General features: G+C 68.7%; 6 protein-coding genes. 4 read left to right on the top strand and 2 right to left on the bottom strand.

The genetic code is table 11. The features are described 5' to 3' along the window. The coding region (locus ACXJKR_RS11505; RefSeq protein WP_457322950.1) for a diguanylate cyclase domain-containing protein at window positions 1-2,592 on the top strand (2,592 nt) is incomplete at its 5' end. Window positions 2,593-2,604: 12 nt separating this feature from the next. Here ACXJKR_RS11505 and ACXJKR_RS11500 read toward each other — a convergent pair. After that, entirely contained in the window at window positions 2,605-3,117 is a 513-nt protein-coding gene (locus ACXJKR_RS11500; protein WP_056202681.1) for a response regulator, read from the bottom strand. A 225-nt stretch (window positions 3,118-3,342) separates the two neighbouring features. On the opposite strand from ACXJKR_RS11500, the gene uvrA reads away from it, so the two are divergent. The 3 genes from uvrA to ACXJKR_RS11485 all read left to right on the top strand — a co-directional run bounded on the left by uvrA (window position 3,343) and on the right by ACXJKR_RS11485 (window position 12,282). Continuing rightward, entirely contained in the window at window positions 3,343-8,967 is a 5,625-nt protein-coding gene (uvrA, locus tag ACXJKR_RS11495) for an excinuclease ABC subunit UvrA (RefSeq protein ID WP_457322949.1), read from the top strand. Between the two features lie 107 nt (window positions 8,968-9,074). Then, a complete protein-coding gene (locus ACXJKR_RS11490; protein WP_457322948.1) occupies window positions 9,075-9,467 on the top strand; it encodes a hypothetical protein in 393 nt (130 codons plus the stop codon). An 82-nt stretch (window positions 9,468-9,549) separates the two neighbouring features. Continuing rightward, a complete protein-coding gene (locus tag ACXJKR_RS11485) occupies window positions 9,550-12,282 on the top strand; it encodes a S9 family peptidase (RefSeq protein ID WP_457322951.1) in 2,733 nt (910 codons plus the stop codon). Between the two features lie 6 nt (window positions 12,283-12,288). Here ACXJKR_RS11485 and ACXJKR_RS11480 read toward each other — a convergent pair. Beyond that, window positions 12,289-13,030 (bottom strand): vanadium-dependent haloperoxidase (locus ACXJKR_RS11480; RefSeq protein WP_457322947.1); only part of this gene is annotated, 742 nt, incomplete at its 5' end.

The following is a 13,030-nucleotide window of genomic DNA, read 5'->3' as shown; positions in this document are numbered from 1 at the left end:
GTCCAGCGCCATGCGGTACTGGCCGGGACCRAAGGCCTGCCCGATGGCGCCGTGCTGGCGCTGCTGCGCGACTCGACGGGCGGCCTGTGGGTTGGCACCGACAAGGGCCTCTTCCGTCGCGGTGCCGGCAGCGATCGTTTCGTGCAGGTCGGGCTGCCGGCCGAAGAGCACGCGCCATTCGTCGCCAGGCTGCTGCTGGACAGCCAGCGGCGGGTCTGGGTTGGCACGCGTTCGTATGGCGTTTTCGTGATCGAGCCCGAGCCTGAGGCTGAGGCGGTGCCGTTGCATCGCCTGTTGCAGGCGGCTGGCGCCGACGCGACGGGGCTGGGCAACGCGCCGATCCGCGTGATGGCCGAGGCCGCGCCTGGTGACGTGTGGCTGGCCCCCGATGGGGGCGGCATCCTGCGCATCGACACCCGCCGCTGGGAGATGCGTCGCGTGCGGCACCGCTCGGACAGCGCGGCCAGCCTGCCCGACGACGACGTCGCCGCGATGTACCGCGATCGCAGCGGGCTGCTCTGGGTCGCCACCGACACGGGGCTCAGCCACCACGACGCGCGCCAGGTCACGGTCAGCACCTGGTTCGGCGGCCCCGGCGCAACGGCTGGCATCAGCCACCTCAACGTGCCTTGCGTGCTGCCCATGCCCGATGGCAGCGTCTGGCTCAGCACGGGCGACGGTGGCATCGACATCGTCAGGGCCGATCAGGGCCGCACAGCGGCATTGCGGCCCGACGCTGCCATACCGGCCACCGCGCTGCCGCCAGGCCGCGTGCTGAGCATGGTGCGCGCGCCCGACGGCGTGGTCTATCTCGGTACCCAGCGCGGGCTGTATCGCGCCACGGCCGATGGCCGAGCGGTGCAACGGCTGGCTATCCCCGGCCGGTCACCCACCGCGTCGGTGTGGGCCATGGCGATGCAGGACGGCCGGCTCTGGCTGGGCGGTCTCGACGGCCTGTGGGCGGTGGCCCCGGCCGATGGCCTGCAACTGGGCGTGCTGGCGCATGAGGACGGCAGCCGCCTGGACGAGCAGCGCGTCACCGCGCTGCTGGAGGGCCGGGACGGCGTGCTGTGGGTGGGCACGCGCACGGGCGTGTTGCGGCTGGACACGGCCACGATGGCACTGAGCCGGCTGGCGCCCGACGCGCCCGGCCGGGTGGGCTTTCCCGTTGGCTATGTCTCCTCCATGCTGCTGGACCGCCTTGGCCGCCTGTGGGTGGCCAGCTTCGGCGCCGGCGTGCGCGTGATGGAGGCCGCGCAGGCGCCGCAAGCCCAACCGCAGGTCAGGCGCATCACCCTGGCCGAAGGACTGCCGCACAACGGCGTCGATGCGCTGGTGCTGGCGCCGAACGGCGACGTCTGGGCCAGCACCGACGGCGGCATCGCCCACATCGCACAGGACAGCCTGCGCGTGCGCAGCCTGCGCGCGGCCGAGGGGGTGGGTATCCCCACCTACTGGACCAACGCGGGCGCGTCCAGTGCCGACGGCATGCTGCTGTTTGGCGGCATCGGCGGCTTGACCATCGTGGACCCGCGCCAGCCCGTGGCCCGCGCCGAACCGGCGCCGCTGGTGATCACTGAAGTGCGGCTGGGCGGTGTGCGGGCCGTGGTGCCACCGGCCTCGCCCGGCGACGAAGCCCTGACTCTCGAACCACAGCGACGCAGCCTGCTGGTCGAGTTCTCGGTGCTCGACTACGGCGCGCCTGAACGCAACCGCTACGAATACCGGTTGCCGGGTGTCGACGCCGATTGGGTCGCCACCGAGCCGAACCGGCGCATCGCCACCTACACCAATCTGCCGCCCGGCGACCATGTGCTGGAGCTGCGCGGCGCCGGCGCGCAGGGCGGGTGGTCCGAGGTGTTGCGGCTGCCGCTGCATGTGCGGCCGCGCTGGCACGAGATGCTGTGGTTTCGCGTCGGCCTGGGCGTGGCGGTGGCCGCGCTGCTCGTCGCGATGATGCAGGCGCGCACGCTGATCCTGCGGCGGCGCCAGCGCACGCTGGAGTTGCTGGTGGCCGAGCGCACGGTGGCGCTGGAGCAGCGCACGAGCGAGCTCCAGAGAAGCCAGCAGCAGCTGGAGCAACTCGCCTACTACGACGGCCTGACCGGGCTGGCCAACCGGCGCCTGTTCAACGACGACCTTCGCCACCTGATGGCCCAGGCGCAGCGCAACGGGCTGGGGCTGTACCTGCTGCTGATCGACCTTGACCATTTCAAGCAGATCAACGACAMCCAGGGACACGACGCCGGCGACGCGGTGCTGAGGACGGTCAGCGCCTGCCTGGGGCTCGCCGTGCGGGAAGCGGATCGCACGGCCAGGCTGGGCGGCGACGAGTTCGCCGTGCTGCTGCCCGACACCATCGAGCCGGCTGCAGCGGAAGCGGTATGCCGCCGAATTGCCCAGGCGCTGGCCCAGGTGCTGCCTCAGGGGCAGTCATCGCTGACGCTGCCCAGCGCGAGCATCGGTGCCGCCTGCTATCCGCGCGACGCGCAGGATGTGGACGGGTTGTACAAGGCGGCCGACCTGGCGCTCTACGACGCCAAGCGTGCGGGGCGATCCCGCTGGCATTTGTATGCGGGGCCGCGGGTCTAGGCGCTGGGTCCGTCAGTTCGGCTCGGGCAACTGGAGCCAGCGCTGCAGCCGCGTGCGCAGTGCGACGAAGTCCAGCGGCTTGGTCAGGTGCTCGTCCATGCCGGCCTCGAGGCTGGCGGCCACGTCGGCATCCAGCGCATGGGCCGTCAGTGCCAGGATGGGGAATGCGGGCAGCTTGCCCTCGCGCTGCTGGGTGCGGATGCGGCGGGCACATTCCAGGCCGTCCATGCCGGGCATCTGGATATCCATCAGCACGAGATCCGGGGCGGACTCGGCACAGGCCGACAGGGCTTCGAGGCCGTTCCTGGCCAGGCGGGCCTGAACGCCCATCAGCGCGAGGAATTCCAGCGCGACGACCTGGTTGATGTGGTTGTCCTCGACGAGCAGGACCTGGGCTTGTCGTTGGCTCGGGGCGGTACCGCCCTCGTCGGGCTCCGGCGCGTCAACACCCGCACCGTCGGTGGCGGCATTGAGCCAGAAGGGAACCAGCACCTGCGCCGGCTCGGGCAACCTCGACTTGTCCATCCCCATGTCCTTGTGTCAGCTTGTTCTTTTCTTATGCGGCCCTCGAGGAGCCGTGAGCCATTGTTGCCTCAGCTGGCGCCGCAGCGCAACCGGATGCCCCATGAATGCAGTGCGACTTGGGCCGCTCATGTCGCCTGAAACGACCGCTCGTCGGTCGCGGGTGCTGACAGTTTTCGTCCATGCGTCTCCCTACACTGCTCGCCTTTGTCGTTTTGGCCCCCATCAATGTCTGACGGTCTGATCCGCATCCGAGGCGCTCGGCAGCACAACCTCAAGAATCTTGACCTCGATCTGCGCACAGCGGAGCTGACCGTCGTCACCGGGCCCAGCGGCTCGGGCAAGTCCAGCCTGGTGTTCGACACCCTCTATGCCGAGGGCCAGCGTCGCTACGTGGAGACCTTTTCCGCTTACGCCCGTCAGTTCCTGGACCGCATGGACCGCCCGGCGGTGGACAAGGTGGATGGCGTGCCGCCCGCCATCGCCATCGACCAGACCAACCCGGTGCGCACCAGCCGCTCCACGGTGGGCACCATGACGGAGCTGAATGACCACCTGAAGCTGCTTTTTGCGCGCGCGGCGGAGCTGTTTGACCGCAAGACGGCGCTGCCGGTCAGGCATGACACGGCCCAGAGCATTTATGTGGAACTGCTGGCTCGTGGCGAAGCAGCCGGGGACCCCAGGATGGTGCTCAGTTTTCCGGTGGAATTGCCCGGCAACACGAGCGCGGAGCAGGTGCAGCAGTGGCTGTCCGCCAGCGGGTTCACGCGGGTGCAGGGCGAGCGCGAGGTTGAGGGCAAGAAGGTGCTGGATGTGGTGGCCGATCGCTTCCGCATCCAGGGGGCCGACAAGCAGCGCGCGATGGAAGCCATCGAGCTGTGCTTGAAGCGCGGCGCGGGTCGGGTGAATGTTCACGTCGGTGACGACGGCGCCACACTCTGGCGGTTCTCGACCGGCCTTCACTGTCCCGAAAGCGACATCCGCTACGCCGACCCGCAGCCGGCGCTGTTCTCCTTCAACTCCGCTTTCGGCGCTTGCGACAGCTGCCGCGGCTTCGGCCGCGTCATCGGCGTCGATCTTGGCCTCGTCATTCCCGACGACCGCAAGACCCTGCGCAACGGCGCCATCAAGCCCATGCAGACGCCGGCCTGGAAGGACTGCCAGGAGGATCTGCTGAAGTACGCCGGCGAGGCCGGCATCCCGCGCGACACGCCGTGGAAGGATCTTTCCGCCGCTCACCGCGAATGGGTCATCAACGGCACGCCGAACTGGAACGGCAACTGGAACAAGCAGTGGTACGGGGTCAAGCGCTTCTTCGACTACCTGGAGAGCAAGGCCTACAAGATGCACATCCGCGTGCTCTTGTCCAAGTACCGCAGCTATACCGAGTGCCCTTCCTGCCGCGGCGCGCGGCTGAAGACCGAGGCGCTGCTGTGGCGTGTCGGTGCCAAGGAGCTGGCCGACGTGGCGCTGCCCGCGGAGCAACGCTTCCTGTCGGTCGGCGTGGATTGGAGTCGCCAGCAACTGGAGACGCTGCCGGGCCTGTCCCTGCACGACCTGATGCAGTTGCCCATCCAGCGCCTGCGCAACTTTGTCGATGGCCTGCAGCTGCCCAGCACGATGCTGGACGAAGCGCTGAAGCTGCTGCTCGACGAGATCCGCCACCGCAGCCGCTACCTGTGCGACRTGGGCCTGGGCTATCTGACGCTGGACCGCCAGAGCCGCACCCTCTCCGGCGGCGAAGTGCAGCGCATCAACCTGACGACGGCGCTGGGCACCTCGCTGGTCAACACGCTGTTCGTGCTGGACGAGCCCAGCATCGGCCTGCACCCGCGCGACATGGGCCGCATCGTGCAGGCCATGCAGCGCCTGCGCGATGCGGGTAACACGCTGGTCGTCGTCGAGCATGATCCGGCGGTGATGCTGGCGGCCGATCGCCTCATCGACATGGGCCCCGGCCCCGGCGAGCGCGGCGGGCAGATCGTCTACGACGGCACGCCCGACGACATCCGCTCGGCCGATACGCTGACCGGCGCCTACCTCGGCGGGCGCAAGCATGTCGGCATGGGGCTCAAGCGGCTGGTGGACGAATCGACGCCCAAGCTCATCCTCGAAGGCGTGCGCGAGCACAACCTGCGCGACGTGACAGTCGAGTTCCCGCTGCAGCGCCTCGTCGTCGTCACCGGCGTGAGCGGTTCGGGCAAGAGCACGCTGATGCAGGACGTGCTCTACCCGGCCCTGGCCCGCCAGTTCGGCAAGGCCACCGAGACGCCTGGCGCGCACGAGCGGCTGCTGGGTGGCGACTTTCTCGCCGACGCGGTGTTCGTGGACCAGTCGCCCATCGGCAAGACGGCGCGCTCCAACCCGGCCAGCTATGTCGGCGCCTTCGACGAGATCCGCAAGCTGTTTGCCGTCGCGCCGCTGGCCGTCGAGCGCAGCTACACGGCCGGCATGTTCAGCTTCAACGCCGGCGACGGCCGCTGCCCGACCTGCGGCGGCTCGGGCTTCGAGCACGTGGAGATGCAGTTCCTCAGCGATGTCTACCTGCGCTGCCCGGACTGCGACGGCAAGCGCTTCCGCGCCGAGATGCTGGACGTGAAGCTGGCGCTGAAGGATAGAGACCTCAGCGTGTCCGACGTGCTGGAGCTGACCGTCGCCGAGGCGGTGAACCTGTTCAGCGAGCACCGCGCCGTGCTGGCCAAGCTGCAGCCCATCGTCGACGTGGGCCTGGAATACGTGCGCCTGGGCCAGCCCGTGCCGACGTTGTCGGGCGGCGAGGCGCAGCGCCTGAAGCTTGCGGGTTTCCTGGCGGAGGCGGCGGCGTCGCCGCGTTTCGGCGTCGCCAAGAAGGGCACGCTGTTCCTGTTCGACGAGCCCACGACGGGCCTGCATTTCGACGACATCGCCAAGCTCATGCGCGCGTTGCGCAAGCTGCTCTCTGCCGGCCACTCGCTGATCATCATCGAGCACAACCTCGACGTCATCCGCGCGGCCGACTGGCTCATCGACCTCGGCCCCGAAGGCGGCGAGACCGGCGGCGAGGTCGTCTGCGTCGGCACACCCGAGGAGATCACCAAGCATGCGAGCTCGCACACCGCCGCCGCGCTGCGCGACTACGCGCTGCACATGGACCGCCCGGCCATGGCCGTGGAAGAAGGCCGCGCGCTGCAGTCCATCATCCGCGGCCGCCGCCAGGCCGATGAGGCCATCAAGATCGTCAATGCCCGCGAGCACAACCTCAAGGGCCTGAGCGTCGACATCCCGCGCGGCAAGTTCAATGTCGTGACGGGTGTGTCCGGCTCCGGCAAGTCCACGCTGGCCTTCGACATCCTGTTCAACGAAGGCCAGCGCCGTTACCTCGAATCGCTGAACGCCTACGCCCGCAGCATCGTGCAGCCGGCCGGCCGGCCCGAGGTGGACGCGGTGTGGGGCATCCCGCCCACTGTCGCTATCGAACAGCGCCTGTCCCGCGGCGGCCGCAAGAGCACGGTCGCGACGACGACCGAGGTCTGGCACTTCCTGCGCCTGCTCTACGTGAAGCTGGGCGTGCAGCATTGCATCAACGACGGCGCGCCGGTGCGGCCGCAGAGCGTCGAGTCCATCGCCGCGCAGCTGATGCGCGACTATCGCGGCCAGCATGTGGGCCTGCTGGCGCCGCTGGTGGTGGCGCGCAAGGGCGTCTACACCGACCTCGCCAAATGGGCCAAGGGCCGCGGCCACACGCATCTGCGCGTCGACGGCGAGTTTCTGCCCACGTCGCCGTGGCCGCGCATCGACCGCTTCAAGGAGCACACGCTGGAGCTGCCGGTCGGCGACCTCGTCATCGAGCCCGCACGCGAGGCCGAGCTGCGCGAGTTGCTGGCCAAGGCGCTGGACGTCGGCAAAGGCGTGCTGCACCTGCTGGCGCCGCTGGACGGCCTCAGCGTGGAAGAAGGCTCGACCGGCGCTGGCGTCGGCACGGTCAAGGTCTTCTCCACCAAGCGTGCCTGCCCGGTCTGCGGCACCAGCTACCCCGAGCTGGACCCGCGCCTGTTTTCGTACAACTCCAAGCACGGCTGGTGCAAGGGCTGCGTCGGCACGGGCCTGGCGCTGACACGCGAGCAGCGCAAGGAACTCGACGACAGCGTCCAGTCCGACGACAACCGCGGCCGCGAGCAGAGCTTTCCGTCCGAGGAGGCCGAGGTCGAAGGCCTGACGGACGCGGTCTGCCCGGACTGCCATGGCACGCGGCTGAACCCGACCGCACGCTCGGTCGAGTTCGAGCACAAGGGCATCGGCGACGTCGCCGCCTGGAGCGTCGGCGAGGCGCACAGCTGGGTGAAGGGCCTGCACCTGCATGGCCGCGACGCCGACATCGCCCGCGACGTGGTCAGCGAAATCCTCGGCCGGCTGGAGTTCCTGCAGGAGGTGGGCCTGGGCTATCTGACGCWGGACCGCGCGGCGCCCACCTTGTCGGGCGGCGAGGCGCAGCGCATCCGCCTGGCGGCACAGCTGGGCAGCAACCTGCAGGGCGTCTGCTACGTGCTGGACGAGCCCACCATCGGCCTGCACCCGCGCGACAACCAGATCCTGCTGAAGGCGTTGGCGACACTTGGCGACAAGGGCAACACGCTGGTCGTCGTCGAGCACGATGAGGACACCATCCGCCGCGCCGATCACATCATCGACATCGGCCCCGGCGCCGGCAAACGCGGTGGCCGCGTGGTGGCGCAAGGCACCGCGGCCCAGCTCGCGCTGGAACCCGAATCGACGACGGGCCGCATGCTGGCCCACCCGCTGATCCACCCGCTGCAGGCGCGCCGACCCATCGAGGCCGATGCGCCCAAGCTGACCGTGCTGAACGCGGCCCTGCACAACCTCAAGGGCGTGACGGTGGACGTGCCGCTGCATCGGCTGGTGGCCGTGACGGGCGTGTCCGGTTCGGGCAAGTCGACACTCGCTCGCGACGTGCTGCTGGCAGGCATGGCCGTTGCGGTGCCGTTGAGAAAGGCCCCCGCCAAATGGACCGGCTGTGACGGCATCGAAGGCCACGCCCAGGTCGACCGCGTGCTGGAGGTCGACCAGACCCCCATCGGCAAGACGCCGCGCTCCTGCCCGGCCACCTACATCGGCTTCTGGGACGCGATCCGCAAGCTGTTCGCCGAGACGCTGGAGAGCAAGGCGCGCGGCTATGCACCGGCGCGCTTCAGCTTCAACACCGGTGCGGGCCGCTGTCCCGGTTGCGAAGGCCAGGGCATGAAGACCATCGAGATGAGCTTCCTGCCCGATGTGAAGGTGCCCTGTGACCAATGCCATGGCCAGCGCTTCAACCCCGAGACGCTGGGTGTCAGCTGGCGGGGAAAAAGCATCGGCGACGTGCTGGCGATGGAGGTCGACGAGGCCGTCGAGTTCTTCGCAGCGATGCCGTCGATCGCGCACCCGCTGCAGTTGCTGAAGGACGTGGGGCTGGGCTATCTGACGCTGGGACAGCCTTCACCGACGCTGTCGGGCGGCGAGGCGCAGCGGATCAAGCTGGTGTCGGAGCTGGTCAAGGTGCGGGACGACGTGGCGCGGCGGGGGCAGAAGGCGCCGCACACGCTGTATGTGCTGGACGAGCCGACGGTGGGTTTGCACATGGCGGATGTGGAGAAGCTGATCCGCGTGCTGCATCGGCTGGTGGCGGGCGGGCATTCGGTCGTGGTCATCGAGCATGACCTGGATGTGATTGCGGAAGCCGACTGGGTGCTGGATCTCGGGCCGGAGGGCGGCGATGCGGGTGGGCGGGTCGTCATCGAGGGCACGCCGGAGCAGGTCGTGGCGAGCGGCAGTCACACGGGCGTGGCCTTGAAGCCAGTGCTGGCACGGGTGGGCTGATTCAGCCGCGCTTCGGTTTTCCAGAAGTCCGGTTGCGGCTCCGCCTGCTTTGTCCGAGACATCGGACCGGACACACTGCACCGTTCAATTGACCGGAGAGGTTTGCGATGGCGTTCGTTGTGGGCTGGGTGCTGGTCTTGCTGCTGCTGGCCCTGTGGTCCAGCCTCGTGTGGGCGGTGCAGTCGTTTCTCACCGGCCTGCTGGCCCACGCCGGCAGCGTCGGCTCGGGTGGCTGGAGCTTGCCGGAGTCGCTGAGAGACTGGCTGCCCTCGGCAGTGGCGGATTGGTTGGTGTCGACGGTCGAGACGCTGTCGCCGCAGTTGCAATCCCTGGCCAGCGCGCTGCCGTCGCTGACGGGCGGCGTCACGGTGCTGGCCTGGGTGGTCTGGACGCTGGGCGCCGTGATGCTGTTCGTCTTCGGCCTGGCCATCCACGTCGGCGTGGCGCTATGGCGCAAGTCCAAGGCTTCCACGTCGCCGCCTGCCACGACGATCCCGTGACGAATGGGGGTCGCCGCGCCTGCTTCTTAGAATTCGTTGCCCCTAACCCTAGGGGGTAGATTCAGGAGATCCCTTGAAGCCCGTGACCTTCGCTGCCATCAGCAGCCTGGCCCTTGCCGTGGCCCTGTCGGCCGCCGCCCCCCTGCAGGCACAGACCGCGCCGCCCAAGCCCGTTCCCAGTCTCGAGCAGATCTTCCGTGCCGAGCCTTATCGCAGCGAGCCTGCCAAGGAGGCCGACTTCAGCCGCAGCGGCCGTTACCTGGCCTGGCTGTGGAGCCCGTTCGGTGAGCCCGGCACCGATCTCTGGGTGTACGACACCAAGACCGGCAAGACGCAGCGCATCACGTCGCCCCAGGTCATGGCGGCCTTCGAGGCGCCGGAGGACATGGAGCGCTTCGACAAGAAGCTCCGGCAGCGCAACACCGAATACGCCGAGCGCCAGGCCCGTGAGGTGGCGCAGCAGGCCTATCTGCGCGGCGAGAAGGTCAATCTGTCGCAGTGGGAAACCGCTGCCATCGAGACGCTGAAGAAGGAGCTGGCCGAGAAGAAGGCCAAGGACGACGCGCAAAAGGCTGCGGACAAGGCCGAGGCCGAGCTCGAGAGGCAGGCCATGGCCGCGCTGGCTGCCAGGCGCGCCGGCAAGCCGGTGCCTGCGGCAGCACCGGCATCGGCCGCCTCGTCGCCCGACAAGGACAAGGAAAAAGAGCTGTGGGAGCTCCGCGACGAGCTGAAGAAGAAGCTGGCCCGCGACAAGCTCAAGCCCGCCGATCTCTATCCCGGACCGAGCCAGTTCGCCTGGGCACACAAGGCCGACGAACTGGTCTTYCAGTACCGCGGCGGCCTCTACCGCTGGAAGGCGGACGACAAGATCCCCACCGTTCAGCCGCTGGTGGCCACGCAGCGCGACCTGAAGCTCGTCGCCTACACGGCCGACGACAGCGGCGTCATCTACACGGACGAGACCCGCGTGCTGCGCAGCGGCTTCAAGCAGACCGGCGTGCAGGTCATCAACCGCGAGCTCATCCACCCGGACGACGAGCAGAAGAAATACAAGATCGACCAGACGGCCATCAGCGAGGACGGCCGCTGGATGTCGCTGCTGGCCAAGGCGCCGCTGAAGACGGCCGACGACAAGCCGGCGCCGCCGCCCAAGCAGGTCGAGATCATGAACTACAGCGAGCGCTGGGCCACGGCCAAGAAGGTCAACCGCGAGGTGTCCGACGACAAGCGCAACCAGCAGCCGCTGGCCCTCTACATCCGCCAGCTGCCCACCGGCAATGAGCCGCCGCGCAAGCAGCCTGCGCCTGTGTTCACGCAGAACGGTGGCGATGTCTGGTTCGAGATGAGCGATGTGGCCTGGGCCCGTGACGGCAGCCGCTATGCCTTCACGACCTGGGAGCGCGACAAGGAGCTGCTGCGCGTCTACATCGGTAAGACTTCTTGCCCCCAGCCGTCGGGTACGACGGCTGCCCCCCAAGGGGGCGCTGCAGGCCTTGGGAGCGGCCCGGCGGCCTGCGACGAATCCGCCAAACCCGAGATGGTGCTGGAGCGCCGCGGCGAGGTCGGCCACGAGGTGGTCAACGTGCTCAAGCCCCGCTTCACACCCGACGGCAAGACGCTGGTGCTGGCCCTGGACGAAGCCGGCTGGCGCCAGCCCTATGCCATCGACGTGGCCACCAAGGCGCTGCGCCCCCTCGTCAAGGGCGAGTTCGAGGCCCACCAGGTGATCGGCTTCACGGCCGACAGCAAGGCCATGTTCGTGCTGGCCAACCAGGGCGACATGGCGGCCATGAATGTGCTGCGTGTCGACCTGGCCAGCGGCGCCACCCAGGCCCTCGGTGCAGCGGGCGAGTACCACCGCGCCGCGGCGGCCTCGGAGGATGGCCGATGGGTCGGCGCCGTGGCCGGCAACTGGGCCCAGCGCCCGGAGCTCAAGCTGCTCGCCACTGATGGCAAGACGCCGGCGCGCACGCTGACCGACAGCAATGACAAGGCCTGGGGCGAGTTGAAACTGTTGCGGCCCGAACGCTTCAACTTCACCAACCGCCATGGCGACCGCATCGAGGCCTATGCCTTCAAGCCCGCCAGTTGGACCGCGGCCGACAAGCGCCCGGCCATCGTCTACGTCTATGGCGGCCCGCTGAACGACCGCCACATCGTCGAGGTCGACAGCTTCCAGAACACCGCCTATCTGTTCGGCCAATACATGGCCGCCAGGCATGGCTATGTGACCATCGCCGTCGACCCGCGCGGCCACAGCAACTATGGCCGCAAGTTCTCTGACGCCAACTGGGAGCGCCCCGGCGAGCCCCAGGCCGAGGACCTGGAAGACCTCGTCAAGTTGCTGCCCACGCAGTTCGGCGTGGACGCCCGGCGCATCGGCCTGAACGGCTGGAGCTTTGGCGGTTTCCAGACGCAGTACACGATGTACACCCGGCCCGACCTGTTCGCCGCTGGCATCGCCGGTGCCGGCCCGACCGAATGGGAGAACTACAACAGCTGGTACAGCGGCCGCACCATCGGCAAGGCCACGGACCGCACCAAGCCGGTGTTGCGCAAATACTCGCTGCTGCCGCTGGCCAAGGGCCTGAAGAAGCCGCTGATGCTGGTGCACGGCATGCAGGACCCGAACGTGCTGTACCAGGACACCGTCAACGTCTACCGCGAGCTGCTGGATTCGGGCAAGGAGTCGCTGGTCGAGCTCTTCCTCGACCCCRACGGCGTGCATGCCATGGGTGGCGTCGTCAAGCCCGCCGGCTGGCACCGCAAGTACGAGGCCTTCTGGCTGCGCAACCTGGGCCGCGCGACTCCCTGAGAAAAATCAGGGCAAGGGCCGCAGTTGCGTCGCCAGCACCTCCTCGGCCACCTTCTGGCCGAGGCGGTAGCCCACGTCCACCGAGTTGCGGAAATGCACGCCGCTCCAGACGCGTGAATTGGCCAGCTCCTGGCCCATGGCCTCGGGCGAGCTCCAGCTGCGCGTCATCGACAGCGCCGAGTTGACCCAGACCAGTGGCGCCTGGCTGTCGCCGCGGAAGTCCTTCAGCAGAGCCTGCAGCGTGCCGCCGCCGACCGCGCCGCCCGAGGGGTAGTCACTGTTGGGCGGCGTGTGGATCAGCGGTTCCCAGCTCGCGTCGCGCAGCTTGGCATCGGCAAAGGCGCCGCGCAGCGCGTTGTAGGGCCGCCAGTGGCGGTACTTGGTCTTGATGCCGGTGTAGACGATGCGCGAGTCCAGGTCGGCCATGTCCATCAGGGCCAGCATGCGCGCGAACTCAAGCGGCGTGGMCTTGGTGCTCTCGGCCAGCTTCTTGAGCATCGCCACGGCGTCCTCCCCCTCGCCGGAGTTCCAGAACAGCGCGATGACCGACTGCTCGCCCGTGCGCTGCGTGCTGACACGCCCGCCGACGGCCTTGACCTCGGCCAGGTCGCGCAGCGCCACGGCGCTGCCCACGGCCGGCGGCGGGCCGGGGTCATAGGCCGCCACGTCCTTGATCGCGAAGGGCTTCATGCGCGCCAGGCCGATGCCCGACTCCTGCTTGTACTCGGGCGTCAGCACATGGATGCGC

Source organism: Roseateles sp. P5_E11, from assembly GCF_054049355.1.
Note: the sequence above shows the minus strand (reverse complement) of the source record. Positions and strands in the feature narration are given on the sequence as shown.

What these genes read in the sequence shown, in the direction of transcription:
- ACXJKR_RS11500 (WP_056202681.1), bottom strand. Translation starts at nt 3,117, where the DNA reads ATGGACAAGTCGAGGTTGCCCGAGCCGGCGCAGGTGCTGGTTCCCTTC.
- ACXJKR_RS11490 (WP_457322948.1), top strand. Translation starts at nt 9,075, where the DNA reads ATGGCGTTCGTTGTGGGCTGGGTGCTGGTCTTGCTGCTGCTGGCCCTG.